The 26,791-nt window shown below is 59.5% G+C and carries 25 protein-coding genes and 2 tRNA genes; 9 read left to right on the top strand and 18 right to left on the bottom strand.

Going from position 1 to position 26,791, the window contains the following annotated elements; all coding sequences use genetic code 11:
* Nucleotides 1-11 precede the first annotated feature (11 nt).
* Both D3P04_RS04350 and D3P04_RS04345 read right to left on the bottom strand, forming a co-directional pair.
* Nucleotides 12-1,220, bottom strand: a complete 1,209-nt coding sequence (locus D3P04_RS04350) for a UbiH/UbiF family hydroxylase (RefSeq protein ID WP_119746290.1) — start codon at nucleotides 1,218-1,220, stop codon at nucleotides 12-14.
* A gap of 21 nt (nucleotides 1,221-1,241) precedes the next feature.
* Nucleotides 1,242-1,922 carry a pyrimidine 5'-nucleotidase gene (locus D3P04_RS04345; protein ID WP_119746527.1) on the bottom strand — a complete coding sequence of 227 codons (681 nt, stop codon included), beginning with the start codon at nucleotides 1,920-1,922 and terminating at the stop codon, nucleotides 1,242-1,244.
* A gap of 66 nt (nucleotides 1,923-1,988) precedes the next feature.
* Here D3P04_RS04345 and D3P04_RS04340 point away from each other — a divergent pair, with 66 nt between their 5' ends.
* The 3 genes from D3P04_RS04340 to D3P04_RS04330 are packed head-to-tail and all read left to right on the top strand — an operon-like array spanning nucleotide 1,989 to nucleotide 3,911.
* Entirely contained in the window at nucleotides 1,989-2,618 is a 630-nt protein-coding gene (locus tag D3P04_RS04340) for a GntR family transcriptional regulator (protein ID WP_119746288.1), read from the top strand.
* Nucleotides 2,611-3,258, top strand: a complete 648-nt coding sequence (locus D3P04_RS04335) for a DNA-3-methyladenine glycosylase family protein (RefSeq protein WP_119746286.1) — start codon at nucleotides 2,611-2,613, stop codon at nucleotides 3,256-3,258. Before D3P04_RS04340 ends, D3P04_RS04335 begins: the two co-directional genes overlap by 8 nt.
* Nucleotides 3,255-3,911, top strand: a complete 657-nt coding sequence (locus tag D3P04_RS04330) for an alpha/beta hydrolase (protein ID WP_119746284.1) — start codon at nucleotides 3,255-3,257, stop codon at nucleotides 3,909-3,911. Before D3P04_RS04335 ends, D3P04_RS04330 begins: the two co-directional genes overlap by 4 nt.
* Before the next feature lie 38 nt (nucleotides 3,912-3,949).
* Here D3P04_RS04330 and D3P04_RS04325 read toward each other — a convergent pair whose 3' ends face one another.
* Nucleotides 3,950-4,384, bottom strand: a complete 435-nt coding sequence (locus D3P04_RS04325) for a VOC family protein (protein WP_119746282.1) — start codon at nucleotides 4,382-4,384, stop codon at nucleotides 3,950-3,952.
* Nucleotides 4,385-4,568: 184 nt separating this feature from the next.
* Between D3P04_RS04325 and D3P04_RS04320 the strand changes: the two genes are divergently transcribed.
* Entirely contained in the window at nucleotides 4,569-5,168 is a 600-nt protein-coding gene (locus D3P04_RS04320) for an HNH endonuclease (RefSeq protein WP_119746280.1), read from the top strand.
* A gap of 24 nt (nucleotides 5,169-5,192) precedes the next feature.
* Here D3P04_RS04320 and D3P04_RS23250 read toward each other — a convergent pair whose 3' ends face one another.
* A complete protein-coding gene (locus D3P04_RS23250; protein ID WP_182912726.1) occupies nucleotides 5,193-5,366 on the bottom strand; it encodes a hypothetical protein in 174 nt (57 codons plus the stop codon).
* 132 nt (nucleotides 5,367-5,498) lie between these two features.
* Nucleotides 5,499-6,080, bottom strand: a complete 582-nt coding sequence (locus tag D3P04_RS04315; RefSeq protein WP_119746278.1) for a uracil-DNA glycosylase family protein — start codon at nucleotides 6,078-6,080, stop codon at nucleotides 5,499-5,501.
* 152 nt (nucleotides 6,081-6,232) lie between these two features.
* Here D3P04_RS04315 and D3P04_RS04310 point away from each other — a divergent pair, with 152 nt between their 5' ends.
* Genes D3P04_RS04310 through kdsA form a run of 3 tightly spaced genes read left to right on the top strand, consistent with a single transcriptional unit; the run spans nucleotide 6,233 to nucleotide 9,457 of the window.
* Nucleotides 6,233-6,886 carry an ABC transporter ATP-binding protein gene (locus D3P04_RS04310; protein ID WP_119746276.1) on the top strand — a complete coding sequence of 218 codons (654 nt, stop codon included), beginning with the start codon at nucleotides 6,233-6,235 and terminating at the stop codon, nucleotides 6,884-6,886.
* A complete protein-coding gene (locus tag D3P04_RS04305) occupies nucleotides 6,870-8,618 on the top strand; it encodes a capsule biosynthesis protein (protein ID WP_119746274.1) in 1,749 nt (582 codons plus the stop codon). Before D3P04_RS04310 ends, D3P04_RS04305 begins: the two co-directional genes overlap by 17 nt.
* Nucleotides 8,615-9,457, top strand: a complete 843-nt coding sequence (gene kdsA / locus D3P04_RS04300; protein ID WP_232844876.1) for a 3-deoxy-8-phosphooctulonate synthase — start codon at nucleotides 8,615-8,617, stop codon at nucleotides 9,455-9,457. The genes D3P04_RS04305 and kdsA overlap by 4 nt, the downstream gene beginning before the upstream one ends.
* Before the next feature lie 5 nt (nucleotides 9,458-9,462).
* On the opposite strand, the gene D3P04_RS04295 is transcribed toward kdsA, so the two are convergent.
* Nucleotides 9,463-10,647, bottom strand: coding sequence for a BaiN/RdsA family NAD(P)/FAD-dependent oxidoreductase (locus D3P04_RS04295; protein ID WP_119746272.1), 1,185 nt, complete (start codon nucleotides 10,645-10,647; stop codon nucleotides 9,463-9,465).
* A gap of 93 nt (nucleotides 10,648-10,740) precedes the next feature.
* On the opposite strand from D3P04_RS04295, the gene D3P04_RS04290 reads away from it, so the two are divergent.
* Nucleotides 10,741-10,815 (top strand) — tRNA-Gln (locus D3P04_RS04290).
* 197 nt (nucleotides 10,816-11,012) lie between these two features.
* Here the strand turns inward: D3P04_RS04290 and D3P04_RS04285 are convergent.
* Together D3P04_RS04285 and D3P04_RS04280 are read right to left on the bottom strand one after the other, a co-directional pair.
* A complete protein-coding gene (locus D3P04_RS04285; RefSeq protein ID WP_119746270.1) occupies nucleotides 11,013-12,191 on the bottom strand; it encodes a DUF1501 domain-containing protein in 1,179 nt (392 codons plus the stop codon).
* Nucleotides 12,192-12,195: 4 nt separating this feature from the next.
* The gene (locus D3P04_RS04280) at nucleotides 12,196-13,566 is read right to left on the bottom strand and encodes a DUF1800 domain-containing protein (RefSeq protein WP_119746268.1); all 1,371 of its coding nucleotides are present in this window, start codon (nucleotides 13,564-13,566) and stop codon (nucleotides 12,196-12,198) included.
* Between the two features lie 294 nt (nucleotides 13,567-13,860).
* Between D3P04_RS04280 and D3P04_RS04275 the strand changes: the two genes are divergently transcribed.
* Nucleotides 13,861-14,454 carry a gamma-glutamyl kinase gene (locus D3P04_RS04275; protein WP_119746266.1) on the top strand — a complete coding sequence of 198 codons (594 nt, stop codon included), beginning with the start codon at nucleotides 13,861-13,863 and terminating at the stop codon, nucleotides 14,452-14,454.
* Between the two features lie 28 nt (nucleotides 14,455-14,482).
* Here the strand turns inward: D3P04_RS04275 and D3P04_RS04270 are convergent, their stop codons facing one another.
* The 10 genes from D3P04_RS04270 to D3P04_RS04225 form a co-directional block, all read right to left on the bottom strand.
* A complete protein-coding gene (locus tag D3P04_RS04270; RefSeq protein WP_119746264.1) occupies nucleotides 14,483-15,205 on the bottom strand; it encodes a MipA/OmpV family protein in 723 nt (240 codons plus the stop codon).
* A 128-nt stretch (nucleotides 15,206-15,333) separates the two neighbouring features.
* Nucleotides 15,334-17,187 (bottom strand): ABC-F family ATP-binding cassette domain-containing protein, encoded by a 1,854-nt coding sequence (locus tag D3P04_RS04265; RefSeq protein ID WP_119746523.1) that lies wholly within the window; start codon nucleotides 17,185-17,187, stop codon nucleotides 15,334-15,336.
* A 227-nt stretch (nucleotides 17,188-17,414) separates the two neighbouring features.
* Nucleotides 17,415-17,490 (bottom strand) — tRNA-Thr (locus tag D3P04_RS04260).
* Nucleotides 17,491-17,643: 153 nt separating this feature from the next.
* Complete coding sequence (locus D3P04_RS04255) at nucleotides 17,644-18,228, bottom strand: (d)CMP kinase (RefSeq protein WP_119746262.1); 585 nt, start codon at nucleotides 18,226-18,228, stop codon at nucleotides 17,644-17,646.
* Nucleotides 18,229-18,509: 281 nt separating this feature from the next.
* Nucleotides 18,510-19,388 (bottom strand): translation elongation factor Ts, encoded by an 879-nt coding sequence (gene tsf, locus D3P04_RS04250; RefSeq protein WP_119746260.1) that lies wholly within the window; start codon nucleotides 19,386-19,388, stop codon nucleotides 18,510-18,512.
* A 90-nt stretch (nucleotides 19,389-19,478) separates the two neighbouring features.
* The gene (gene rpsB, locus D3P04_RS04245; protein ID WP_119746259.1) at nucleotides 19,479-20,276 is read right to left on the bottom strand and encodes a 30S ribosomal protein S2; all 798 of its coding nucleotides are present in this window, start codon (nucleotides 20,274-20,276) and stop codon (nucleotides 19,479-19,481) included.
* Between the two features lie 180 nt (nucleotides 20,277-20,456).
* A complete protein-coding gene (locus tag D3P04_RS04240) occupies nucleotides 20,457-21,017 on the bottom strand; it encodes a nucleotidyltransferase family protein (protein WP_182912725.1) in 561 nt (186 codons plus the stop codon).
* Nucleotides 21,014-21,865 carry an XdhC family protein gene (locus tag D3P04_RS04235; RefSeq protein WP_182912724.1) on the bottom strand — a complete coding sequence of 284 codons (852 nt, stop codon included), beginning with the start codon at nucleotides 21,863-21,865 and terminating at the stop codon, nucleotides 21,014-21,016. Before D3P04_RS04235 ends, D3P04_RS04240 begins: the two co-directional genes overlap by 4 nt.
* A gap of 115 nt (nucleotides 21,866-21,980) precedes the next feature.
* A complete protein-coding gene (rpmG, locus tag D3P04_RS04230) occupies nucleotides 21,981-22,148 on the bottom strand; it encodes a 50S ribosomal protein L33 (protein WP_089344652.1) in 168 nt (55 codons plus the stop codon).
* Nucleotides 22,149-22,356: 208 nt separating this feature from the next.
* Nucleotides 22,357-25,809 carry a chromosome segregation SMC family protein gene (locus tag D3P04_RS04225; RefSeq protein WP_119746253.1) on the bottom strand — a complete coding sequence of 1,151 codons (3,453 nt, stop codon included), beginning with the start codon at nucleotides 25,807-25,809 and terminating at the stop codon, nucleotides 22,357-22,359.
* Between the last annotated feature and the right edge of the window lie 982 nt (nucleotides 25,810-26,791).

Raw genomic sequence — 26,791 nt, 5'->3', positions numbered from 1 at the left:
CCCTCCTCCGCTCAGGTTCCGGTTCCGCGCAATCCCAGCCCGGCCCGCATCATCATGCGCCTGACCGGGGCAATGCCGTAAAATCCCCCCAGCGCGATGGCCCGCAGATCCCGCAAAGGGCGGAAACTGGCCTGACTGGCGCGATTCAGCGCATCGATACCCAGAAGCCGCGTATAGGCATCGGGGCGACGGGTCCGATCATAACGTTCAAGACCGTCCCGGCTTCCGGGATCGCCGCGCGAAAGTTCCGTCAGGGCATCCAGATCAGCAAGGCTCATGTTCAGCCCCTGCGCGCCGATGGGCGGAAGGACATGCGCGGCTTCCGCAATCAGGGCGGTGCGGGGGCCGCTGAACCGGTCGGCGATCTGGCTGATGATCGGCCATTGCGACAGCGGCGTCGCCTGGGTCAGATGTCCCAGGATCCCGGCTGATCGCGCATTGAGTTCATAAGCGAAATCCTCTCGTGGAAGCGCAGCAAGCCGCTCAATCTCGCGTCCGCTCTCCATCCAGACGACCGCCGAGGATGGCGATCCCTCGCGATCCGGCAAGGGAACCAGCGTAAACGGCCCGCCCGAACGGTGGATCTCGGTCGAGATATTCTCGTGCGGCATGTCATGCGTCACCGCGAAAGCCAGGGCTTTCTGGCCGTAGCGGAATGTCCGCACGTTGATTCCCAGGGCCTGCCGTACGGGCGAATTGCGACCATCAGCCGCGATCAGCAAGCGCGCGCGCAGGCGTCGCCCGTCAGACAGCGTGACAATCGCGCCCTCGTCTCTGGGGATGATATCTGCAGTCGCTATACCGGGCTGGAAACGCACGGTCTGCAAAGCCTGAAGCCGCGCCGGAATTTCACGACGCAAAAGCCAGTTGGGCAGGTTCCAGCCAAAGGGGCTGTCGCCGATCTCGGCGGCGTCGAAATCGCGGGTCAGCCGGGCGTCAGGCCGTTCGCCGCCGGCATCCACGATGCGCATGACCTGCAAGGGTGTGGCGAAAGGCGCCAGTTGTTCCCACAGACCGATCCGTTCGAGAAACGCCACCGAAGGCGCCAGAAAGGCAGTGCTGCGCAGATCCGCGCCCGCCGCAGCCTCATCGGCAACCGGGGGTGCAGGATCGACGCACAGGGTCGAAAAACCCCCGGCTCCAAAGGCTGCTGCGGCAATCAGCCCGGCGATTCCGCCGCCCGAGATCAGGATGTCGATATCTTCGATCTTGCTGTTCATCCGCACCCTTTCCAAAGGGACCTATACCAAGGCGATGCCCCGCAGGAACACGGTCAGATCGCTGGTCCGGTGTTGGACATGATCGCCAATCCTGCCCCCCGCAGCAAGCGCATTCGGCCCGTCACGCCCCGGACCGACTAAAATCGTGCGCATGCCAAGCCTATGCGGCACGGCGAGATTACGCGGGTCGTCTTCAAAGAACGCAGCGCGGCGCGGATCGATCCCGGCCTGCGCGATCACGGCTTCATAAGCCTCGGACCGGGGCTTGGGATGAAACGCCGTTTCCTCGACACCATAAACCGCTTCGAAGACATCCAGTTGCCGGGCGGCCAGAACCTTGGCGGCATAGGCGGAATCACCATTCGTGTGCACCAGCTTGCGCCCCGGCAAGGCGGCGATCGCTTCGGCCAGTTCCGGCGCAGGCGGCAGAACCGAAAAATCGATGTCATGCACCTCGGTCAGATAGGCGGAAGGATCAACGGCATGTTCCGCCATCAGCCCGGCAAGCGTGGTCCCATAGCGGGACCAGTAATCATGCCGCATTCCGTTGGCGATCTCTGCATTGACCGAAAATTCGCGCATGACGAAATCGACCATCCGCGTCTCGATCTGCGCAAACAGATCCAACTCGGCCGGGTAAAGCGTATTGTCCAGATCGAAGATCCAGATATCGGTATTGGTGAAATCGTTGATCAAATCCATGTCCAGACGCATATCCCGGCGACACCGCGCTTGCAATTGCCGTTCAGTCGGCCAATCGTGTCCGCCATGAGAGATGATGCCTATACCTTGATCCTTGCCGCCATTGAAGCGGGGACTTACCGCCCCGGTGACCGGCTTGTGGAATCCGAACTGGCCGAACGGTTCGGCGTGTCACGAACCCCCGTACGTGAAGCGCTGCAACGGCTAGAAACGCAGCAAATGCTGGTCCGGGACGGACGTAGCCTGATTGTCGCCTCGCTGGATCACAATCAATTGGCCGAGCTTTACGTCGTGCGCGCCGAATTGGAAGCGTTGGCCGGGCGGCTGGCGGCGCGCCATGCGACGCCTGAAGAAGTGCGCGTTCTTGCGCAAATGGTGGCCGACGATCAGAAATCCCTGAATGATCCGGAAACACTGGCACGCACGAACCGCCGCTTTCACCGGCAGATTCATCTTGCGTCGCATAACCGTTATCTGGTGCAGCAGCTTGACCTGGTGCATCGCAGCATGGCGCTTATGGCGCGAACCTCGCTTGCGGCAGAGGGACGCAGCGTGACCGCATTGTCCGAGCACAAGCGAATCGTCGACGCCATCGCCGCCGGCGACGGCAATGCCGCCGATGCCGAGTTGAGACAGCATATCTCGAAAGGATGGGAAACCCGGTTGAAACTGGAAGCTCAGGCGGATCATGGCTGAACTTCTCCAGCCGCCAGGCCGTATCATCGAGACCGAGGCGGATCTGGCGGAAGGAGCCGCATGGCTTGCCGGCATCTGCCCGGTCTGGGCACGCGTCATGCCGGCTCTCTCTCCCTTGCCCCTGCGCCGCCGTCCCGATGGGTTCGAGGCGATTGCAGGCGCAATCGTGGCGCAACAGATATCGGTTGCCGCGGCGGCCTCGATCTGGGCGCGGATGGAGCATGCCGGGCTGACCTTGCCTGACCGGATCGCGCAAGCAAGCGAGGATGACATGCGCGCCGTCGGCTTATCGCGGCCCAAAATCCGATATTTGCGGGCAATCGCCGAAACACAGCCGGATTGGGCACGGCTGCGCGAACTTCCCGATGAGGATGCGATAGCGGCATTGGTCGCCTTGCCGGGAATCGGTCAATGGACGGCCGAAATTTATCTGAAATTCGCACTTGGCCGGGCAGATGTCTTTGCGGCGGGCGATCTGGCCCTGCAGGAAGCGGCAAAACTGCTCTATGGCCTCGACGCGCGTCCCAGCCCGGCAGAGCTGCGGCAAATGGCCGAAGCGTGGCGGCCCTGGCGTGCGGTTGCAGCAAGAGGGTTGTGGGCCTATTACCGCCAGATCAAAGGACGAGAGGGGATCAGGTGACCACCGAGTTGAAATCCGCCCGCAAGGGCCCCGAAAACGCAGATTCCGTTATCGTGTTCCTGCATGGTTATGGCGCGGACGGCGCCGATCTTCTGGGGCTTGCCGATCCGCTTGCGCCGCATCTGCCCGGCACCGCCTTTTATGCACCCGACGCGCCAGAGCCCTGCGCGAATAATCCAGCGGGCTATCAATGGTTTCCCATTCCGTGGATGGACGGCTCGACCGAAGCGCAGGCACGGGAATCGATGGGGCGATCCATTGAATTGCTGAACGATTTCCTGGACAAGGTGCTGACCGACGAGGGCCTGACTGCGGATAGGATGGTTGTGATCGGCTTTTCCCAGGGAACGATGATGGCCCTTCATGTCCTGCCACGCCGGAGCCGGGAAGTCGCAGGCATTGTCGGTTTTTCGGGGCGCTTGCTGGTCCCCGAATTGCTGGAAAGCGAAGCGAAGGTCAAACCGCCCGTATTGCTCATTCACGGCGACGCCGATCCGGTGGTGCCATTCGCGGATATGAAGCTCGCGGGCGATGCGCTGCAAGGCGCGGGTTTCACGGTTTACGGGCACGTGATGAACGGTACCGGCCACGGCATTTCGCCTGACGGGCTTTCGGTAGCGCTTGGCTTTCTGAAGGAACGTCTGGGGAAGTGATAGCCCGGCCGGAACGCATCGCATGCGACCGGCGACCGTCACGCCCATAAATGCGGATCCGCCAGTTCGATCGAATTCCCCGCCGGATCGCGGAAATAGATCGAACGGGCACCATCAGGCCACAGGAAATCCGCCTCTATTTCAACGCTGTGAGCAACCAGATGACTGCGCCAACGCTCCAGTTCCTCTGCCGCCACGGCAAGGCAGAAATGGCCCGGGCCACGCGCTCCATGCGGCGGGACCGGCAATCTGGCATCCGGATCAGTCGGTTTTTCCGACGCATCGGGCTTGAAAATCAGAAGCACCTGCGGACTGGGGCTTGTGGCGATACGAAAAAAGACATGCCGCCCCGCTTCGGCGACGATTTTTTCGAATCCCATGACGCCGGACCAGAAATCTTCCGCGGCGTGCAGGTCATTCGCGTAAAGAGCGGTTTCCAGCGTGCCGAAAACAGGAGGCGATGATGCAGTCATAATTCCAGACTGCCATTCGTTCGAGTTCGAGGCAAGTTGTCATGGCCTTGTCATCCTTGCAGACTAATTCTTCGCCAAGCCGAATACATCCGGGGGCTTGTCACTCGTCAGCCACGAGATATAGTCGGATCAATGCGAGGCAAGCGCCGTTTTCAGGCGGAGGCAAGACAGGCGGACCCAACGGATGCTGGACAAGGCTCATCACGCGGAATTTCGAACCCAGTTCGTGCGGGAACCGGCCAATCTGCGCCATCATCCCGCCTTGGTCCTGAACGCGGATTACCGGCCACTCAGCTACTATCCCCTGTCGCTCTGGCCCTGGCAGGAAGCCATCAAGGCGGTGTTTCTGGAAAGGGTCAGTATCATCGCCGAATATGAGGAGGTCGTGCGAAGTCAGCGGCAAGCCTTCAAAATCCCCTCTGTCGTCGTATTGAAAGATTATGTCAGACCCCAGAAGCGCGTGGCATTCACGCGCTTCAATCTTTTTCTGCGGGACGAATTCTGCTGCCAATATTGCGGAGCCAAGGGTGAACTGACCTTCGATCATGTCGTGCCGCGTTCGCGCGGGGGGATTACCAGTTGGGAAAACGTCGTGGCGGCCTGCTCGCCCTGCAATTTGCGCAAGGCCAATCGCAGCCTGCGCCATAGCGGGATGAGCCTGCGCCGCAAGCCGCGCCAGCCGGTGCCCGAGGAAATGCATGCCATTGGCCGGCGCTTCCCTCCGAACCACCTACATGAAAGCTGGATGGATTTTCTTTACTGGGATGCTGAACTGGAAAGCTGAAATTCCGACTCAACTATCCTGGACTCAACTATCCTGATCGTGCCCGTTTCTTGTCGAGAAATGCAGAAGAACGGCCCCGGTCAGGGCAATGAGCAGCAGAGTAAGCAGGGGAACACCAGCGGTCAGACTGACCCAAAGCGTGGCGGCAGCCGTCATGACCACCATAAAGATCAGCAAAAGAAAGTGCGGCAAGGGCATGTCGTATCCTCTCCTTGATCTTAATATGGAGAGGATAGACGCGGATGAAAAGGTCTCACGGCCCCAAAAGCCAAGAAATCAGGTGCCGAATCCGACCTGGGAACGGCCCAGTTTCCGCGAATAGCGTATAATTCATCGGTTGAGTTCAGCGAAAACCGCCTGGCGCAATTCGGGTAAAAGTTCCGCTTCGAACCAGGGGTTCCTGCGCAGCCATGCCGTATTGCGCCAGGATGGATGCGGCAGGGGAAAGACGGTGGGGGCGTGATCCCGCCATGCCCGAACCGTCTCGGTCACATTCGAGGCCCCCAGATGCCATTTGATCGCATGCCCCCCGACCAGCAATGTCAGGCGCGGGCGAAGATGCTCCATGACCCGATGACGCCATGTGCGGGCGCAGACCGGCGGCGGGGGCAGATCCGAGCCATTCTTGTCATATCCGGGAAAACAGAAGGCCATCGGCACAATGGCGACCCGGCTTCGATCATAGAAAGTTTCCTCGTCGATATCCATCCACTGCCGCAAACGTTCGCCAGACCTGTCTGTGAAGGGACGGCCGCTTTCATGCACCCGCATGCCCGGCGCCTGCCCCGCGATCAGAAATCGGGCGGTGCTGCGAAACCAGACGACCGGTCGCGGCTCGTGCCTGGTCGCGGTGGCGGAAAAGCGCTGCGCGCACAGCCTGCAGGCGCGAATATCTTGCAACAATGGCGACATGCCGCGAATTTAGACCGGATTCCAAGGAAATAAAGCCATCTTCTCTTATTAGTTCAAATTTCTAGCAGTCTGCTGGACAGGCAGGTAGTCCGAACCTATTGTCCGCACCGGGTCGCCACGGTGGCGGCAATCAAATGGTGCCAGGATCGTCAATGCTGGAATTCGAGAATGTCTCCAAGTCCTTCTGGACCGGGCTACAGCGCAAAATCATTCTGGACTGTGCATCCTTTCGGGTGGAACTCGGCAATTCCCTAGGCATCCTTGCGCCAAACGGCACCGGTAAGACCACGTTGATCAATATGATGTGTGGTATCGAAAAACCGGATGAGGGAACCATCCGGTCGAATTGCAGGGTTTCCTTCCCTCTCGGTTTCATGGGTGGCGTGAACAACAAACACTCCGCAGTTGAGAATTCTCGTTACATCGCACGTATTTACGGCCTTGACCCCGATTACGTCGAAGCATTCACGCGCTGGCTTACAGGGATTGACGAATATTTCGAAATGCCGGTCGGAACCTATTCCGCAGGAATGAAGCAGCGTTTCAACTTTTCATTGCTTCTTGCACTGGAATTCGACATTTACCTGATTGACGAAGGCATGCCGCATACGACGGATGTCGAATTCAACCGAAAGGCTGGATCGGTACTTTACGACCGACTCCGGAAATCGACCGTAATCATCGTTTCACATCAGCCAAAGACAATTGAACGATTCTGCCGTTCCGCTGCCATCTTGCGTCACGGTAAATTATATAGATTTGAGACCCTTGAAGAGGCAAAGCAGTATTATGACTATTCGGCCTAAAGCAAGACGCTTTCACGCCTCGGCACCGGAATCCGTCCATGACGGCGAAACCAAGGCATCTGAAACCGAAAGCAAAAGGTCGTCGGTACGCGTGGCGGTCCGCAAGAAAGCCCCGCAGCCACAGCAGACAACGGCAAGCAACCCCACCGAGGCTGAAATACGCGAACGGATGATGCAGCCCGAACCGCATGATGACGGTTTCGGGGATCTTCGTCTCACCGATCCCAAGCCGGACACTCCTTCTGGTTCAGCGGCGCAACCGAATGAGCCAGCGGATGATCGCGATGCCAAACTTGCCGCGATCCGCGCGGAAAAGCTTTCGGATCGCCAGTTGCGCATCGCCCGCCGGATCGCCACTTTGCACCAGATCAGGGTCAGCACCGACGAAGAAGCCGTGCTGGAACTGCGCGAACGCGGCATCGATCCTTCTCACCGCGAAGCCCTCAAGAAAATTCTATCGAATGAAGGGGCCAAGGTCGGATCCTCACCGTCTCCCAATGCACCTGCCATTCGCCCACCCGGGTCGCTCACCGGTCCTCATGGCGGGGAAAATCTGCCTGCCGCAGACGATATGAATGAAGAACGGCGGGCGGCAGAGATCTATCGCATTCAGCAGGATATGGCCCGCCGCCGCCGCCGCAGGCTTATCTCTCTTGGGATGCGTTTGCTGGTCTTCGTGATGCTGCCGACACTCGCGGCGGGAGTTTATTACTTCAAAATCGCCTCGCCGCTTTATGCCACCTATTCGCAGTTCCAGATCCAGCGGGCTGATTCGACAGGAGGTGCAGATGTCGGTGGCATGTTCAGCAGCTCTCCGCTTGCGAATAACACCGATTCTGTCGCGGTTCAGGGCTATCTGACATCGCGTGAAGCCATGATGCGGCTGAACGAGGATCAGGGCTTCAAGGAAAACTACCAGAGTTCGGAGCTCGATCCGATTCGGCGATTACCCGCGGACGCCACCAATGAGGAAGCCTATGAACTCTATAAGGATTCAGTGATCATCGGCTACGATCCAACCGAAGGGCTGATCAATATGGAGGTGATCGCCCCCAATGCCGAGTTGAGCAAGGAATTTTCATTGGCGCTGATCCGCTATGCCGAAGAAGAAGTCGACAAGCTGACGGCCCGTATTCGCGGCGACCAGATGGAAGGAGCAACCGAGAATTACAAGGAAGCCGAGGCAAATGTATTATCCGCGCAGCGACGGGTGCAGGAATTGCAGACCCAGCTTGGTGTGCTGGATCCCGCGGCGGAAAGTTCGGTTGTCATGCAACAGATTTCTCAGCTTGAGGCGCAACTGACCGAAAAGCGACTTGAGCTGGGACAGCTTCAGGCCAATTCCAACCCGGTGCAAAGCAGGGTCACGGCGACACGAGGCGATATCGCCAGACTTCAGGAAATCATCAGCGAAACGCGCGCGCAACTGACCGAAGACGGGGATGCGCGAAATTCACTGGCCGAAATCTCGGGTGAATTGCGGATCGCCGAAGGCGAATTGGCGACCCGGCAAGAACTGCTTGCAAGCGCCGCGACACAGCTTGTTTCCGCCCAGATAGAGGCCAACAAGCAGGTGCGCTATCTGTCGATGTCCATCTCTCCGGTTCCGCCGGATGAGGCAACCTACCCGAAAGCGTTTCAGAATACGATTGTCGCGTTCCTGATTTTCATGGGCCTCTATCTCATGGCGTCGCTGACGGTTTCCATCTTGCGTGAACAGGTATCCACATGACGATGCAGCGCCATATCACAATCGGCAACCTGACCTGCGGCAATGACCTTCCGCTAACGGTCATTGCCGGACCCTGTCAGCTTGAAACGCTGGACCACGCCCTCAATATTGGTGAGACGATGGCCCGGATTTGCGCCGATGCCGGTGCAAGCTATGTATTCAAGGCAAGCTATGACAAGGCGAACCGCACCTCTCTTCAGGGTCGGCGGGGTGTGGGAATCGACGAAGGCCTGCAAATGTTGACAACGATCAGCGAAAGGTTGGGATGTCCGGTCCTGACCGATGTCCATGACATCGCGCAGGCGGAATTGGCGGCCGAAGCCGTGGATATCATTCAGATCCCCGCCTTCCTTTCCCGACAGACCGACCTGCTGCTGGCGGCCGGAAAAACCGGCGCGGTCGTCAATATCAAGAAGGGCCAGTTCCTCGCACCGTGGGATATGCCGAATGTCGCCGCCAAGGTCGCCTCGACCGGCAATGACAACATCCTGCTGACCGAACGCGGCGCAAGTTTCGGCTATAACACCCTGGTTGCGGATATGCGCGCATTGCCGATCATGGCGCGTAGCGGCTACCCCGTCATCATGGATGCCACCCATTCGGTCCAGCAGCCCGGAGGGCAAGGCGGCTCGTCAGGCGGGCAACGCGAATTCGCGCCGGTCATGGCACGTGCAGCGGTCTCCCTGGGCGTCGCCGGCGTCTTCATCGAAACGCATGAAGACCCTGACAACGCGCCATCCGACGGGCCGAACATGATCCCGCTGGACCAGATGCAGGCATTGATCGGTTCACTCATGAAATTTGATGCTCTGGCCAAGTCGGACCCGCTTCGGGTCTGAACCGGTCAGCGCTGCGATATCGCGCGGCCAGCGGCATCCCCCGATGCCCAGGCCCATTGGAAATTATAGCCACCCAACCAGCCCGTCACATCGACGCATTCCCCGATGAAATGCAATCCGGGCACCTTGCGCGCCTGTAAGGTTTTCGCGTCCAGATCACCGGTATCTATGCCGCCCAGCGTCACTTCGGCCGTTCGATACCCTTCGGTTCCAACGGGACGGATCTGCCAGCGATTGATCCGCCGGCCCAACCGTTGCAGGCTATCGTTCGACTGATCCGCCAGGCGGCCAGCGGCCAGCCCCATCTCGGCCAGAATCGCCTGCGCCAGCCGCTCGGGCAGCCATTGCGACAGGACCGAGGCGACACTCACCCGCCCCGCACCATTCCGGGCCTGTATCAGGCCCCCGGAGATATCCACATCCGGCGCCAGATCAAGCTCAAGCATCTCACCGGGCCACCAATAGTTCGAGATCTGCAAGATCACCGGGCCACTCAGGCCGCGATGCGTGAAAAGCAACGCATCCCGAAACCGCGCTGGTCCATGCGCAATCTCAGCCTCGACCGAGATACCGGCTAATGGGCGACACAGCGCCAGATCCTGCTCGGCAAAGCCAAGGGGCACCAATCCGGCACGGGGCTCAACCAGCCGTAACCCGAATTTTTCAGCGATATCATAGCCGATGCCGGTCGCACCCATTTTCGGAATCGATTTGCCGCCCGTGGCGACCACGACCTGCTGCGCCCTGACTTGCCCGGCAGATGTCGCGACGACAAATCCGTCCGCATTGCGCGAGACATCCTTCACAGCCGTCTGAAGCCGAAGCTCGGCGCCACGCATACGATTCAGAAGCAGATCGATGATCTGGGTCGCCTTGCCATCGCAGAAAAGCTGACCCTGCGTTTTTTCATGCCATGCAATCCCTGCCCCGTTAACGAGCCGCACGAAATCCCCGGGCTGGAACCGGGCCAGGGCTGACGCTGCAAACCGCTGGTTACCCGACAGAAACCTGTCCCATGTTGCGGCCATGTTGGTGAAATTACATCTCCCACCCCCAGAGATGCGGATTTTCTCGCCCGGCTTCGAGGAATGCTCGATCACCAGCACAGTTCGTCCCTGCGTCAATGCCGAGCCCGCACAGAACAATCCAGCCGCTCCAGCCCCAAGAATTGCGATATCCACCTGATCCATGAGCTGCCCATAACGGTATCTCTGAAAGTGAACAAGTTGAGATAAATTTCGACTTGAACCCCCCGGTCGTCTTGGCTATTCAGCGCGGACAGTTGGGGCGTGGCCAAGTGGTAAGGCAACGGTTTTTGGTACCGTGTACCGTAGGTTCGAATCCTACCGCCCCAGCCAGACTTTTACCAAGAAGCCACCGCGATAGTCAGACCGGCGATTTTGCCGGGAAGACCGGTTGGAACGTCAATTGACAGTTTGTTCTGCTTCTGCCCCATTTGCCAGGAGCCGCGCCCATGATCTTGCAAGCAAGATGCGGCTCCGGACATCGGTCCTCTGTTCAAACCATGCGATCCGGGCAAAGGGCGCAATGCTGTTCAGGCAAGGATGCGCGGATTTTCACCCATATCCAGCCCCGGGAAAACCGAGCTTTCAAGCGCGCCCCGTTCGGTCCCGAACAGATCGTGCAATGCCCAGGCGGCATAAGCACGAATATCGGTCACAGGCATCAGGTCGCGCCCCGCATAAAGATCGCTTTCGCCCAGCCCCGGCCATTTTCCCAAAGCCTGCCCACCGCGCACGGCCCCTCCGGCAACCAGCATGGCCCCGCCAGTGCCGTGATCGGTGCCACCGGAACCGTTCTCACGTGCGGTCCTGCCGAACTCGGTCATGGCCAGAATGGTGGTCTTTGACCAATTCTTGCCCAGATCCTCGCGCATTGTCAGGATTGCATCCGCAAGGCTCATCAATGCACCGTCAATCGTGACGGATTGCCGTGCATGCGTATCCCATCCGGAAAGCGAAAAGGTCGCGATCCGCGTGTCACCGTTCAGCCGGCTTGCAGAGAAACGCGCCAATTCGCGCGCGTCACGGGTTGGCCCTTTCTTCTCCTTGATCCTGTCCATGCTTTGACTGGCGATTTCCATCCCCTCTAATCCGCCTTCCCGGAACAGGGGATCATCGTGGTAGACATGTTGCAGTAGCATTCGCGCCTGCGGGCCAAGCTTCAGATTGATTTTCGGCGTCCAGCTTTTTGCCGGCGCATCGCCCGCAAGAATCCGCATCTGCTCAGTGCCGACCGAATAGGCGGTTTCGGATTCCGCACCGGGCATGTTGTGCAACAAACGATTCAGCCAACCATCGCGCTGCTGAAAGACATCCAGATCCGTTCCCGTGCCGGCTTCAAGCATATCCTGCCCGTCGAAATGGCTTCGCTTGTCGCGATAGGGTGTCGAGACGGCAGGCGCAAAACCCAGCTCGCCAGCTTTCCAGAGCGGCATGAGCGATGATAGCGACGGATGCAGGGCAAAAAACCCGTCAAGATCATGCGCGCCCTGATCTGGGCCTAGCGAGATTTTCTGGCGCAGCTTGCGCAATTCCGGATCGCCATAGGGCTGGAACACATCGATACCATCCATGGCACCGCGTAGAATGATTACGACCAGCCGATTTTCGCCCGGAGCGGAGGCAAAGGCGATGCTGGACAAAAGCGGATGCGCCGCGGCCGAGCAGCCGATGATTGCACTGGATTTAAGGAATAGTCGTCGACTCAGCATCGCTTCATCTCCGGTTGAAATCCACCGATGCCAGCACGATCGCAATTCCGTCGCGCGTGGTCTCGGCCTTGGGAACCGCCCATTGCAGCGGCTCGGAGGCGGTTTCTCCAAGAGCCGTCTGCATGAACTGTCGCGGATCAGGCAGGTTTTTCCGGAATTTCTGAGGCACATTCATGGCCCATTCGATCCGGGCGGCCAGCCCTTGTGGCGTAATCCAGTCATCGGCGGCTTCGGGCCAGCCATCAGGTCCCGCAGGTCTGCCCCATTTCTGCCCCATTCCCGTCAGGGGAAATTCCAGCCATTGACGCACCTGCTTGGGCTTGAGCCCCATGATCTCTTCACCGGTAACGCCAAGACCGCGCAATGAGGCAACGATGAACTCGAATGGCTGCTTCACCTTCTCGCGGAAATGTCCCGCAAGTTCGGGGGAATCGGCCAAGGCAGCATTAACCGCGCTTAGGTCTCCATCCGAGTCCGCATAGATCCCCGCCAATCGGTCTACCAACGATTGCGGCGGGTCATCCGAGATGAAATGCGTGACCAACTTTCGGGACAGATGCTGTGCAGTCGCAGGGTGCCGGGACAAATCCTCGATTACGGCACGAATATCATCGATCTTCGGCGGGCCATCGCCCCTGTAGCTTTGCCCCAATACGGTGATTTTCCCCGGTTCGGCATATGCAGCGCGAAAATTGTCTCCGTGTCCCGGGCTATATGTCAGCCCGGTCAGTAATTTCGCAAGCTGGCGCACGTCTTTCTGCGTGTACTCCGCCCCGACGCCCAAACTATGCAGTTCGATCATCTCGCGCGCGAGATTTTCATTCAGGCCAGGCTTGTTCTTTCCCTTTTTTTTCTTTGCCAATTGCGAATTGGGTCCGACGGAATTATTCTGGTTAAGGTAGACCAGCATGCATGGATGCGTCTCTGCCGCGAACATCAGATCGGCAAATCTTCCGCCGATATGCGGGCGGATCGCCTCATTCACGTGACTGCCCACCATCACGCGGCGCACGACATCGCCACCGCCGACCGTAAAATGATCGGCCCAGAACTGAACCAGCCTTTCACCAAAACCTGCCGGATCATCAACCGCACGGGCAAAGCGACGTTGCGTATCCCTGAGAACCAGCAAACTTAGGCTTTGACGCTGCTTCTTGATCGCCTCGGGGGCGCTTTTGTCGCCATTCTTACGCTTTTTCGCAAGATTGATCAGGCGTGACTGCCCCTTGCGCACAGCCGCCATGGTGACGCCATCGGCATCAGCAACCGCGCGTTTGACCGAAGCAAGCACCTCGTCCTGCCCGGCGGGAGGGGGTGTTTGCGCTGACAATCCATATCCCAGCCGAATCGCCGCAAGTTCCGGATATGTGGCCATCTCTGCCTCGTTTTATCTTGCTCATGCCGTCAACCGGCCACATGGCGCAGATTACATCATTCATCGATCCGATGTCATTTCACGCTTTCGGTAGTCCTCCGGATCACCCGCGGCTATCCCCGCCGGCCGGATTTCAGGATGTTGCATTTAAGTACAAGCAGGCACCTTTACCAAGAGTTCCGTCAGATTTAATTGTGCATCGCACAGTCCGCGACAGAAAGCGAATCTTGTGGCGTTGCATCCGGCTTACGATCGCAAGCCCGAAACTGCGGAAAACGATCGGGAGAAACAGTAATGATGGTGTTCTGGAAATTCGGTCTGGCATTTCTGGCCGTACCCAAGACAGGTACACATGCCTATCAGGCAGCATTGGCGGATCAGGCCGCAATCGTATTCCGCCACCCTCCGGGCCTGAAACATATGGGCATCCGCATGTTCAATAACCGGTTCCGCAAACTGATCCCGGACGGCCCGGCGCCCATCGAGACCCTGGCCGTTATCCGGGAGCCGCTTGACTGGTTGGGAAGCTGGTATCGCTATCGGTTACTTCCGCAATTTTCCGGACAGCCGGAATCCACCCGGGATGTGAGCTTCACCAAATTCATTGAAGGATATCTTGCCGAAGAACAGCCCGGTTACGCGAAAATCGGGCGGCAAAGCCAGATGGTGACCGCCCCGGATCTTGGCTACAGGGTTGATCATCTGTTCAAATACGAAAGTCAGAAAGCATTGCAGGATTTCCTGTCTGACAGGCTGCGGATTGATCTTGATGTGCTTGAAAAGATCAACGTCTCTCCGCAGGCGCAACTAGAACTGCCAACGGAATTACGCAGCCATCTTCAGGAAATGCGCCGGAATGATTTTGACCTGTATGAAGAAGCAATCTGAAACCTGCAGGAACAGGTATTTGCGATAATCAGAAGCCGAAGGAGAAGCGGCGCACCACGCCGAGTTTCAGCGAGGGCTGCCATTCTTCCTGCACGACCGGCGAATCGGCAGCATCGCCAAGCAACTTGCCATAGGACACTTCACCCAGCAGGGCTGTCTTGTCATTCACGGCATAGGCCGCCTGGAACTTGATCGCAGCAGAGGTCAGCCCGCCGCCCGCATCATAGGCGGAATATTGGCTGCGGCTTGCCTCATCCGGGGTCACACCGAAATAGGTGTTGGTATATTTCGAGTTGGCGAAGCCCAGTTCGACGCCGGACCACAAGGAAACCCGATCACTCAGGACCGTGCGGTAATCCATCCCGACTTCACCTGTCAGACCTTCATGACCCTTGAAGCCCCGGCGCATCGAGGCATAGGCGGTCACCGGTCCGTTTACATAGTTAAGGCGGGCACCCACTTCATAGGCCCGTTCGATTTCATCCAGCCCTTCAAGCGCCGCATCGTCCGAAGCTTCCCGGTCTCCGACCATCGAAAATGAGGGTTGAAGCGAAAAACCGTTCTTACTGCCGTCATCGGCGCCAAAGCTGACATTGCGCCAGATGAACCACGGCGCGATAGAGGAATCATCCGCGCCGGGATAGGTCGGCTTGGCCTGCACGCCAAGCCCAAGATCAGCCGATACCTCCTGCGAATACGCCGCCGTCGTGACGGCAGAGGTCAAGATTGCTGCAACTAGAAAACATTTCATGAGGCTGTCCGGACCCGAGGTTCAAAGGCTGTGCTGTCATCCCTTAGCGGAGAATCACTTCACCGCGCAAGAAAACATCGCCCGGATCGCGGTCAGGAAATCGTGCTTGCACAATTTCGCAACAGTCCTCAGGACTTCTGCGCAAGCTCAAGATTTTCCAGCGCATTCATCCAGATATCTTCCGCCCGCCGCATGGCATCCTTTGCTTCGGCATGTTTTCGGCTCCATTTCTCGGCCTCCACTGCATCCCGATAAATCTCGGGATCGGCCAGTTTCAGGTCCAGCTTCTTCAGCATGTCGGCCAGCTTCTGCACCCGTTCTTCTGCCCGGCGGACCTCTGACCTGACGGATTGCAATTCGTCGCGGGCCGGGCGTTTGGGAGCGGATTTCACCGGTTCGGACGGCTTGGGTTTGGACGGCTGATCTCCGTTCAGCAGGAACCGGCGGTAATCTTCCAGATCACCTTCATAACCTGTTACCTGACCTTCATTCACCAGCCACAACCGATCCGCGACCAGCCCAAGAAGATGCATGTCGTGACTGACCAGCACAACCGCCCCGGTATAGTCGTTCAAGGCTTCGGACAGGGCCTCGCGGCTCTCAATATCAAGGTGGTTGGTCGGTTCGTCCAGCACAAGCAGATGCGGCGCGTCGATCGTGGCGATCAGCAGCGAAAGCCGCGCCTTCTGGCCACCGGACAATTGCCCGACCCGGGTTTCCGCCTGTGCCTCCATCAGCCCGAATCCGGCCAGCCGTGCCCGCAGCCGTGACGGCGCTTCATCCGGGCGCAGTCGCCGCACATGATCCAGCGGAGTCTCATTCAGCGACAATTCATCGACCTGATGCTGCGCAAAGTAACCTACCCGCAATTTCGCCGCGCGGGTGATCCGGCCCTCCATCACGGTCAGCCGTTCGGCCAACAGCTTGGACAGGGTGGATTTTCCCTGCCCGTTCCGGCCCAGAAGCGCGATCCGGTCGTCCTGATCTATCCGCAGGTTCAGCCGCCGCAGCACCGCACGGTCGCCATAACCGACCGCGACATCCTCCATCGCAATAATCGGCGGCGACAATTCCTCCGGCTGAGGAAAGCTGAAACGGTGGAATTTCGCCTCTTCCGGCGCAGTGATCGGCACCATCTTGGCCAGCATCTTGATGCGGGCCTGCGCCTGACGGGCCTTGGTCGCCTTGGCGCGGAAACGGTCCACGAAGCTTTGCAAATGTGCCCGACGGTCCGCCTGTTTTCTGGCTTCCGCCGCCTGAAGCGCCCGCTTCTCGGCCCGCAGCTTGGCAAAACCGTCATAACCGCCGGTGTAAAGCGTCAGCTTGCGGTTTTCGACATGCAGGATATGCCCGACCGCCCGGTTCAGCAATTCCCGGTCATGGCTGATGATGATCACCGTATGCGGGTAGCGGGCCAGATAGGTCTCGAGCCACAGCGCACCTTCAAGATCCAGATAGTTGGTCGGTTCGTCCAGAAGCAGCAGATCCGGCTGCGAAAACAGCACCCCCGCCAGCGCCACCCGCATCCGCCAGCCACCCGAGAAATCGCTGGTCGGACGCGCCTGATCGGCATTGCCGAATCCCAGCCCGTCAAGGATCGAAGCCGCACGCGCCTCGGCCGACCATGCGTCGATATCGGCCAGTCGCGTCTGGATCTCGGCGATCCGATGCGCATCTGTAGCGGTCTCGCTTTCCGCCATCAGGGCCGCGCGTTCCTTATCCTCGGCCAAAACCGTCTCGAGTACCGAGCGGTCGGTACCCGGAGCCTCTTGCGCCACGCCACCGATACGGGCGCGGCTTGGTAATGTGATCTCACCCCCATCAAGCGCCAGTTCCCCACGGATCAGCCGGAACAGCGTCGTTTTTCCTGCCCCGTTGGGACCGACAAGACCGATCTTGTGACCTTCGGGAATACTGACCGAAGCGCCTTCGAAAAGCGGGCGGCCCTGAATGGAAAAGGATATGTCGTCGATACGTAGCATGGTTCGCGGCATGGCCCAAGCCGTGCCTCGCGTCAATGGGCAGACGGCAATGAGATACAGATGAACCCGGCCCGGAACCATCCTGCCGACGGATTCCTGGCTTCCGCCATTTTACCCAGTCTTTCCCTGGGGCGGGAATATCGCGTAATTGGTTAGATGTACCGTTGAAAGGCTGGAACCAGAATTTCCTGCTTATCCCGTATTTACGGAAATCAACGGAAATTTCATGGTGCCGGTGAAGGGACTCGAACCCCCGACCCCATCATTACGAATGACGTGCTCTACCAGCTGAGCTACACCGGCCTTTTGTTATGCCGGGCCAGATAGCAGGTTCCTTTGGAAGGGGAAAGAGGGTAACGGCGATATTCGGCAGCGATCGGCAGATAATATTTTCCCATCCACGAGTGCCTGTTCGGATCAGCGACGGCACCTGGCGAAAGGCTCGTCCGGATAATGTCAGCCGCGACGATGATCCACGATACTGATCGCTGCGGCAATCGCCTCATCAATCGAAATATTGCTGGTATCGATGATCAGGGCATCATCCGCCGGACGCATCGGCGCCGTATCACGTTCCCGGTCACGCCGGTCACGTTCCCGCAATTCGGACAGCATTTGCGCCGGATCCGCACCCAGTTCCGCCGCGCGGCGCTGTGCCCTCACCTCATTCGAGGCAATGACATACAGTTTTACCGGCGCATCTGGACAAATCACAGTGCCGATATCGCGCCCATCCAGCACCGCACCCGGCTCCTGCACGGCAAAACGGCGTTGAAACTCGACCAGCGCCGAACGGACTTCGGGAATGATGGCAATGCGGCTTGCGATCTGCCCGGCTTCCGAACTGCGCAGACCGTCACGTTCAAGATCCGCAGGCGCAAGAGTTCGTGCGGCCTCTACCGGATCACCGCCCTTCGCTCCGGTGGCCCGATACAGCAATCCGGTATCCAGATGATGAAAGCCATAATGTTCGGCCAAGGCGTGGGCAATCGTGCCCTTTCCCGACGCGGCGGGTCCGTCAATTGCAATGATAAAAGGCATACCAGCAGCGCACTCATAAAGTTTTGAAAAGCCAGACCTGATTGCCATATTTTCAGGTCATAGATCCAGTTTGCAACGGGATTTGCGGAAAAAAGATTTTCCCGAACGGCGTTCCTTCCGGCAGGCAGCGTTCAATTCCCTCCAAAACCGGCGCGTATCGCGGATATCCCGTCAGTGACTGACCATCCCGGCGTGGCAATGTAACAACATGTCATCATTCGAAAATAAAAACGGCGCCATTCCAGGAAATGGCGCCGAATGCAGAGATGGCCGGGAATGGATCAGGCGCCGCCCAAAGTCTTGGCGACCTCGGCTGCGAAATCCTCTTCCTTCTTGTCGATGCCTTCGCCGACGGCAACACGGGCAAAGCCGGTGATCCGTGCGCCGGCCTCTTTCGCCGCCGTCTCGACGGTCAAGTCCGGATTGATGACGAATTTCTGGCCAAGAAGCGTCACTTCCTCGAAGAATTTCTTCATCCGGCCTTCGATCATCTTTTCGATAACGGCATCGGGCTTACCGGATTCGCGGGCCTGATCGGTCAGCACCTGCTTTTCATGCTCGATCATCGCGGGGTCCAGATCCTCTTGCCCCAGCGACGCCGGCGAGGTCGCAGCGACATGCATGGCGATCTGACGGCCGATCTCGTCATCGCCCCCTTCCAGACCGACCAACACACCGATCGCGCCCATGCCTTGGGCAACCGAGTTATGGACATAGGTGACAACTTTCGGCGCCTCGACGACAGTCATCCGGCGCAGCGACATGTTTTCACCGATCTTGGCAATCGCATCGGTCAGAATATCCGAGACAGGCTTGCCGTCGATCTGGGCTTTTTTCAAAGCCTCCACATCGTCGACATCAAGCGCCGCATCCGCGATCTTGCGGACCATACTCTGAAATTCTTCGTTTTTCGCAACGAAATCGGTTTCCGAGTTCACCTCGACAGCAACACCTTTGCCATCACGTACAGCAACCGCGATCAAACCTTCGGCGGCGACACGACCCGATTTTTTGGCCGCCGTGGCGAGACCCTTGGTACGCAGCCAGTCGGTGGCGGCCTGCATATCGCCGTCAACCTCGGTAAGTGCCTTTTTGGCATCCATCATACCTGCGCCAGTGATCTCACGCAGTTCTTTCACCATCGCGGCTGTGATAGCCATGATCTTCTCCTTTTTTCAACGCCTCAGGCGGGGCATATCCCCGCCTGACGACAGTTCTGTAAAATGCAGTTATCCCGAGCCCGGCCGGAATCAGGCGTCGGTCGTGGCTTGCTCGGCGGCGGCGGTCTCGGCTTCGTCTTCGCTCAGATCTTCTGCAGGAGCTTCGGCGAATGCGCCGACATCCACACCGGCAGCGCCCATCTGCGCCGACATCCCGTCCAGAGCGGCACGGCTGGCCAGATCGCAGTAAAGCGCAATCGCCCGGGCCGCGTCGTCATTGCCCGGAATGATATAATCCACACCATCAGGCGAGCAATTGGTATCGACCACGGCGATGACCGGAATGCCCAGCTTGCGGGCCTCGGCGATGGCGAGGTCTTCTTTGTTCACGTCGATCACGAACAGCATGTCCGGCAGGCCGCCCATATCGCGGATACCGCCAAGCGACGCTTGCAGTTTAGCCTGCTCACGCTCAAGGCCCAGACGTTCCTTTTTGGTCAGACCTTCGGCACCGCCGGCCATCGTCTCATCGATAGCCTTCAGGCGGTTGATCGATTGCGACACGGTTTTCCAGTTGGTCAGCGTGCCGCCAAGCCAACGGTGGTTCATGTAGAATTGCGCCGATTTCTCGGCAGCTTCGGCAATCGATTTCTGCGCCTGACGCTTGGTGCCGACGAACAGCACGCGGCCGCCCTTGGCGACGACGTCACGGATCGCCTGCAAAGCCGCGTCCAGCATCGGGACGGTCTGCGTCAGATCGACGATGTGAATACCGTTGCGATCACCATAGATGAACTCGCCCATGCGGGGGTTCCAACGCTGGGTCTGGTGACCGTAATGCACGCCAGCTTCCAAAAGCTGACGCAGCGAAAATTCGGGAAGCGCCATATCCAATTCCTTTCCGGTTTGCGCCTTGGCAAAGGTTTCGAAGCATATGCTCCAACCGGTGGACCTTTTGCGGATGTCTCCCGCAAGGGCCCTCCTCTGCCTGAGAAGTGTGGCGCAAATAAACGCTCCATGCGAGTTTGGCAAGGGGAAATGCCGCAGAAAACGCTCTGGCGCGGGTCCTCATGGGCGCGGTTGCTTCTCCAGCCGATCCAGATCGGCGAGGCTGTCGATATCGGCAAGCATCCCGCGCGCCGGAATCAATGCGCTGGCAGGCAGGTCACGAATGAACCGCCCCGCCCCTCTGTCTCCCGATGCATCGGCAAGCCGCGCAAGCCAGTTCTTCGGGAAACAGGCCGGCGGCATGGGCGGGCCTTCGTCATGACACGCCGCCGGCTGACTGTCGCTGACCCGGGCAACGACCTGCTCCAGCAATTCGGACGTGACCAGCGGCATATCAGCCAGCACGATCAGCAGCCGATCAGGCACGCCCGCCGCTTTCAGCCCGGCGATCAGACTGTCGGATTGGGTGCCGGATGTGATCTTTACCACATCGAAACCGGACAGGAACGGGCGCAGTTCGGCATTTGCGATCACAGCAATCCGGCGTTCCAGCGACGCCTTTCGCATGGCTTCCGCAGCATGCGCAATTACCGGACGATCATGAAGCATGGCCAGAAGCTTGTCATCCGCGCCAAAGCGGCGCGACGCCCCGGCGGCAAGCAACAGCCCGGTGCGAGTCAACCGAATGCCCGGTCATATAGCGACAATATCTCGGTCAGGACCGATGCGGCCAGCAGGCGTGGCTCGCGCGCGGGGGCGACAACGCCGATTGGTCCCCGAAGCTTTGCCAGTTCCTCTTCCCCTACCCCGACATCCCTCAGCCCGGCGAGACGCGCCACCTGCGCACGATGGGATCCCATCGCGCCGATATAGAACGCGTCAGAGGCAAGCGCGTCGCGTAGGATGGTCAATTCCCGGTCATGATCATGAAACAGGGCCACAACGGCGGTTTGTGCATCCGCCGTAACGGAATTCGCACCCACATGGCAGTCCAACCCGATCGCACGTGCCATGGCGGCCAAAGCCGTCGCCTCATCGCCCTCGCCATGAATATGCAAGGCACAGCCGGGATACAGTTTGAGGACGAATTCATCGCCATGCAAGCCCGTCTCCGCCGTTTCGGTCATCCGAACCTCGCCTTCAGCAAGACCGATCCTCCAATAGGCGGCCTGCCGAATTTTCCGGGCATGGGCGATTTGTCGCAGCCATTCGGGATCCGGCCGCTGAATCAATGCAATCTCGACGCTGCCGCCACAGGGCAAGGGAAGATCGATCGGGCCGCCCTTCCCATAGATCAGCCGCGTCACCGGTTCGGCCGCACCCAGATGTCCCGCAATATCCGCATCGATGCATCCCGCACCCAGACGCCCGATCCGCACCCCATCGGGCCATAATGCCATCGCTGCGCCAGGACGGCGGGGAAAGCCCCCTTCCGAGCGCAGAAGCAACGCCAGACTTCCATCCGGTCGCGAGATCAGGCCGGCAAACGGGTCCGGCGAAGTGTTGAAAATATCGTTGCCAGTATCCATGCCGCTTTCCTGCATCCCGTGTGCCAGTCAGCAACCATATATGATCGTAAGCATCAATGAAAAGGCCGTCGCCCAAAGGGCGCGGCCTTTCAACGAAACAATCGAGGCGAAGATCTTACTTGATCTTGCCTTCTTTGTATTCGACATGCTGACGCACAACCGGATCGTATTTCCGGACGGTCATCTTTTCCGTCATGGTGCGGGCATTCTTCTTGGTCACGTAGAAATGACCGGTCCCGGCACTGGAATTGAGCCGGATTTTGATGGTCGTCGGCTTCGCCATGGTCTTAAGCTCCTGCTTCGGGGCAAACCGCGTGACGCAAACCCCTAGAATCCGTTGAAGCCCGCTTTTTAGTCGCAGCAAGCATGAAGTCAACCGCGAATCTCTTTCAAACGCTGGCAAAACAGCGATTGCAACACAGCCATGCAAAAATAACAGCCTCGAAACGCGATTCCCGGGCGCAAAGAGGCATGACGACATCGTATCGGAGTTACGCGACCAGCGCCTCGGCCCGTTTCAGATCCACGCTGACCAGCTGACTGACTCCCTGCTCGACCATGGTCACCCCGAACAGACGATCCATCCGCGCCATGGTGACCGCATGGTGCGTGATGATCAGAAACCGCGTTTCGGTGCGCTGTGTCATCTCGTCCAGCATGTCGCAGAAACGGCTGACATTGGCGTCATCCAGCGGCGCATCCACTTCGTCCAGAACGCAGATCGGGGCGGGATTGGCAAGGAACACGGCAAAGATCAGGGCAAGCGCCGTCAGCGTCTGCTCTCCGCCCGAAAGCAGGCTGAGCGTGGACAGTTTCTTCCCCGGAGGCTGGCACATGATCTCCAGCCCGGCTTCAAGCGGATCATCTGATTCCACCAGAACCAGCCGGGCTTCCCCACCGCCGAACAAAGTCTGGAACAGGGTCGAGAAATTCCCGTTCACGGTATCGAACGCATTCAGCAGGCGTTCGCGCCCTTCGCGATTCAGACTGTTGATCCCAAGACGCAATTTACGGATCGCCTCTTCGAGCTCCGCCTTTTCGGCAGCCAGCTGATCGCGCTCGGCCTCGATCTCGCGCTTGTCTTCATCGGCTCGCAGGTTGACGGCGCCAAGCGCGTCGCGCTGGGTCCGAAGCTTCGCGATCCGATCTTCGAGAATGGCAGAGGGGGTATCCGTATCCTCATCGGCCAGCTTGTCGCGCAATGCGTCAGGCGCATCCTCGGTTTCCTCGACAATGCGCCCCCGTGCGGCAGCCTCTGCATCCCGTGCCGCCTCCGCCCGTGCCGAAAGTGCCGCGCGATTTTCACGAGCCTCCGACGCAAGACGCTCTGCATCCCGTTCGGCATGGCCGGCCGAGCGGACGGCATCATCGGCGATCGACAAGGCTTCGCGCGCCCGATCAAGCCGTTCCTGAGCTTTGACCTCGCGTTCGGTCAGGTTTTCGCGCTTCTCCGCCAGAACAGCGGGCTGTGCCTCTGCCTGCTCCAGTTCATCTGCCGCCGCTTCGCGCCGTGACGCAAGTTCGGAAGAACGGGTCCCGGCCTGCTGAAGCCGCAGCTTCCAGCCCGATTCTTCCTTTGCTATTTCCTGCAGCCGTTTGATGCGGGCATTTCCTTCCCGCCGCAATTCATCCAGGGCCGTCCGCCGCGTCATCGTCGCGATCCGCGCGGCCTCTACTCCGGTCCGGGCATTCTCGACCGCCTGTGAAGCATCGCCGCGATCGGGCAACTCGGCCAAGGCCCGCTCGGCCTGGGTCAGCCGGCTGCGGGCATCGGCAGCGTCCTCCCGATGCCGCTTGACCTCACCACGCGCCGAGTCCACCCGGCTGTTCGCCATGGCCAGTTCCGACTCGGCCCGTGTGGCCGCGCGCGCCGAATCCGACAGCTGCCGCTCGGCCTCGCGTCGTGCGTCGCGCGCCGATTTCTCTTGCGCACCCGCATCGGTCAGGCGCGCTCTGGCCTCGTCATGCGCCTCGACGGCGATCGCGGCGCGTTCCTGCGCCTCCTCAACTTGCCCGGACAATTCATTGAGCTGGTTTACCTTTTGGAGATGAAGCGCCGCCGATGACGAGGCTTCGCCCGCCATCACCCGCATCCCGTCCCAGCGGAAAAGATCTCCCTCTGCCGTCACCAAACGCTGACCGGGACGCAGCCCCGCCTGCATCGCAGCACCACTGTCCGCATCGGCGACCAGCCCCACCTGAGTCAGTCGCCGGGTCAGTGCCGCCGGGCCGGTGACGTGCTGCGATATCGCTGCCGCGCCATCGGGCATGGGTTGCGGCGAATCCCAGCCCGGCAATTCATGCCAGCCGCTTTCGCCGTCCTCTGCCAGTCCGGCTCGCAGATCATCACCAAGCGCAGCGCCAAAGGCGATTTCATAGCCCTTGGCAACCTGCACGCGGTCCAGAATGGCGCGGCCATCAGACTGCCCGCGTTCGACCAGCCGCTTCAGCGCCGCCATCTCGGCAGCCAGCGCCCCGGCTTCACCCTCGGCTTCCGACCGCGCGGCGCGGGCCACCGCCTCTGCTGCCTCTGCCTCGGCCCGGACGGTTTCTGCGCCGGCCAAGGCATCCTCGGCTGCCTCGGCCCTTTCACGGGCAGCCTCCTGCGCCTCTTCAGCCATGCGCAACGCCTCTTCGGCGGCGATACCCGTAGCGGTGGCGCGTTTGGCATTTTCATCCGCCTCAGCCGCCGCGCGTTCGGCGCGATCCAGCATGTCGCGCAGATCGGATGCCAGACGCTCCGCGGATTGGTGGCGCGCAGCCAGCCTTGCAGCTTCATCGGTCAGTTCCGCCAGCCGTCCTTCGACCTCACGCAGTGCCTCGGCGGCCTCATCGGCAGCATTTGCTGCGATATCCAGTCTGGCTTCATGCCCTTCGCCCGATTTCTCAAGCTCGGCCTTTTCCCATGCCAGTCGCTCAACCACCTCGCCCGCATCGCGATTCAGCGCCTCTTCGCGCTCGATATCCCGGTCAAGCTGCGCAATCCGCGCAACCAGGGCCCGTACCGTTTCCGCAGCCCGCGCCTCGGCCTCGTCCAAAGCTTCCCGCTCGACCACCAGCCGCGACAGGATCGCCGCCGCCACCTGTTCTTCTTCACGCAGCGGAGGCAGCGCCTCATCCGCCGCCTCGCGCCGCGCCGCCGCCTCGCGCGATGCAGCCTCTGCCGCAGCGGCGGCCTTCACCGCAGCGGCCAGGGCTTCCGCAGTCGCAATCCGCGACGCTTCCGCCTCGGACCAGCGGCGATAAAGCAACAACCCCTCGGCCAGGCGCAGCGCCGCCCCGATCTCGCGATATTTCGCCGCCGCCCGCGCCTGCCGCGCCAAAGAGGCGGCCTGCGTGGACAGTTGTTCCAGCGTATCATCCACCCGTGTGAGGTTGCTTTCCGCCCCGTTCAGCTTCAGTTCAGCCTCGTGCCGACGCTGATACAGGCCGGAAATCCCCGCTGCCTCTTCCAGAATCCGGCGGCGGCTCTTGGGCTTGGCGTTGATCAACTCGCTGATCTGCCCCTGCCGGACAAGCGCCGGAGAATGCGCGCCGGTAGAAGCATCGGCAAACAGCATCTGCACATCCCGCGCCCGCACATCCTTGCCCGCGATCTTGTAGGCAGAGCCCGCATCGCGGGTGATCCGGCGCACGATGTCGAAATGATCCTCATCATTGAAGCCTGCGGGCGCAAGACGGTCACGGTTGTCGATCTTCAAAGAAACCTCGGCATGCCCCCGGGCCGAGCGCCGCGTCGTTCCGGCGAAGATCACGTCTTCCATGCCATCGCCGCGCATCGCGGTCGGGCGATTCTCGCCCATGACCCAGCGAAGCGCCTCAAGCAGATTGGATTTTCCGCAGCCATTCGGCCCGACCACACCCGTCAGCCCTTCGCGAATGACCAGATCGGTCGGATCCACGAAGCTTTTGAAGCCGTTGAGGCGAAGACGGTCGAATCGCAAAGGCGGACCTTTCCAGAATCAAAGCTGTTGGGGATTGTTGCCCCGAGACCGCTACAAGTCAACCAAAACCCCATATATAGACGGGATTCACAAGTTATCCACAAAATGGGCAGATCAATCTGGATGCGCGAGACAACGAGACCTCAGCCGCATTGACGATCAGAGGATAAATTGCAGTAATCGGGTAATGGAAGGATTCGCGCATGGTTCATTACCGGACCGGACATACAGCAATTCAGATCTTGCGCCGCGGCAGGCCGGGCCTGCGCCACGTATATGCGGGCGGACTTGGCAGTTTTGTTTTCGTGAAGCCCGCAGCCAGCCCGGTTGCCGGATGTCCGGCACCCTTTCCATGTCATTTCCCCGTAACGAGTGAATTATGCTGAGATACCTGCTTCTTGTGCTGGCAATTGCCCTGACGGCGTCCTGTTCGTCGAAACGCGTTGTCCCCAAACCATCCGGTGGCCCTGCGATCGGAGAATTGCGCGCCTTGTGCAAGCAAGGCAACGCATCCGCCTGCCAGAGGGTCAGCATGAATGACAGCATGCTCTGAATACGGGTTCCCGCATGCAGGAATGCCGCTTCACGGAGCATCTGCAAGAATGCCCGAGCAAGCCGCATAAATACTCGCCCGACAATCCTGCCAATGCGTCATTTGGAAAACCGCATACCGGCGATCATGAGGATGCAAGCACATTTACATCGGAATCTTTCCGGTCGGGGTCGGACGCCTGGCTCTTGCGCAGGCCACAATACTACCCACATCAAGTTGCAATGATCGTCGGTTCCCTTCATCTCCGTTCGAACGGTCTGAACACGATCAGGTCATGACCGCTATCCGAGCTCTTCCCAAGGGCCGTCAGAGGTTTATCTTCTTGTGATATGCCGAATGAGGCCATCGGGGAACAGCAGTAGGCAAATGCATCGTAAAGCGCAGATTAGGGTCGCTTTTTACTGTGCTCTTGCTAGAATCGACCATGTT

Origin of the sequence: Paracoccus onubensis (assembly GCF_003591515.1) — a bacterium.
Lineage (GTDB): Bacteria > Pseudomonadota > Alphaproteobacteria > Rhodobacterales > Rhodobacteraceae > Paracoccus > Paracoccus onubensis.
Note: the sequence above shows the minus strand (reverse complement) of the source record. Positions and strands in the feature narration are given on the sequence as shown.

Bases quoted from the DNA above. Each gene is read 5' to 3' on its own strand.
- D3P04_RS04275 (WP_119746266.1), top strand. From the start codon at position 13,861: ATGATGGTGTTCTGGAAATTCGGTCTGGCATTTCTGGCCGTACCCAAG.
- D3P04_RS04335 (WP_119746286.1), top strand. From the start codon at position 2,611: ATGGCTGAACTTCTCCAGCCGCCAGGCCGTATCATCGAGACCGAGGCG.
- D3P04_RS04235 (WP_182912724.1), bottom strand. From the start codon at position 21,865: ATGGATACTGGCAACGATATTTTCAACACTTCGCCGGACCCGTTTGCC.
- kdsA (WP_232844876.1), top strand. From the start codon at position 8,615: ATGACGATGCAGCGCCATATCACAATCGGCAACCTGACCTGCGGCAAT.
- D3P04_RS23250 (WP_182912726.1), bottom strand. From the start codon at position 5,366: ATGCCCTTGCCGCACTTTCTTTTGCTGATCTTTATGGTGGTCATGACG.
- D3P04_RS04310 (WP_119746276.1), top strand. From the start codon at position 6,233: ATGCTGGAATTCGAGAATGTCTCCAAGTCCTTCTGGACCGGGCTACAG.
- tsf (WP_119746260.1), bottom strand. From the start codon at position 19,388: ATGGCTATCACAGCCGCGATGGTGAAAGAACTGCGTGAGATCACTGGC.
- rpsB (WP_119746259.1), bottom strand. From the start codon at position 20,276: ATGGCGCTTCCCGAATTTTCGCTGCGTCAGCTTTTGGAAGCTGGCGTG.
- D3P04_RS04325 (WP_119746282.1), bottom strand. From the start codon at position 4,384: ATGACTGCATCATCGCCTCCTGTTTTCGGCACGCTGGAAACCGCTCTT.
- rpmG (WP_089344652.1), bottom strand. From the start codon at position 22,148: ATGGCGAAGCCGACGACCATCAAAATCCGGCTCAATTCCAGTGCCGGG.
- D3P04_RS04305 (WP_119746274.1), top strand. From the start codon at position 6,870: ATGACTATTCGGCCTAAAGCAAGACGCTTTCACGCCTCGGCACCGGAA.
- D3P04_RS04345 (WP_119746527.1), bottom strand. From the start codon at position 1,922: ATGGATTTGATCAACGATTTCACCAATACCGATATCTGGATCTTCGAT.
- D3P04_RS04295 (WP_119746272.1), bottom strand. From the start codon at position 10,647: ATGGATCAGGTGGATATCGCAATTCTTGGGGCTGGAGCGGCTGGATTG.
- D3P04_RS04270 (WP_119746264.1), bottom strand. From the start codon at position 15,205: ATGAAATGTTTTCTAGTTGCAGCAATCTTGACCTCTGCCGTCACGACG.
- D3P04_RS04315 (WP_119746278.1), bottom strand. From the start codon at position 6,080: ATGTCGCCATTGTTGCAAGATATTCGCGCCTGCAGGCTGTGCGCGCAG.
- D3P04_RS04255 (WP_119746262.1), bottom strand. From the start codon at position 18,228: ATGCCTTTTATCATTGCAATTGACGGACCCGCCGCGTCGGGAAAGGGC.
- D3P04_RS04285 (WP_119746270.1), bottom strand. From the start codon at position 12,191: ATGCTGAGTCGACGACTATTCCTTAAATCCAGTGCAATCATCGGCTGC.
- D3P04_RS04350 (WP_119746290.1), bottom strand. From the start codon at position 1,220: ATGAACAGCAAGATCGAAGATATCGACATCCTGATCTCGGGCGGCGGA.
- D3P04_RS04320 (WP_119746280.1), top strand. From the start codon at position 4,569: ATGCTGGACAAGGCTCATCACGCGGAATTTCGAACCCAGTTCGTGCGG.
- D3P04_RS04280 (WP_119746268.1), bottom strand. From the start codon at position 13,566: ATGGCCACATATCCGGAACTTGCGGCGATTCGGCTGGGATATGGATTG.
- D3P04_RS04340 (WP_119746288.1), top strand. From the start codon at position 1,989: ATGAGAGATGATGCCTATACCTTGATCCTTGCCGCCATTGAAGCGGGG.
- D3P04_RS04265 (WP_119746523.1), bottom strand. From the start codon at position 17,187: ATGCTACGTATCGACGACATATCCTTTTCCATTCAGGGCCGCCCGCTT.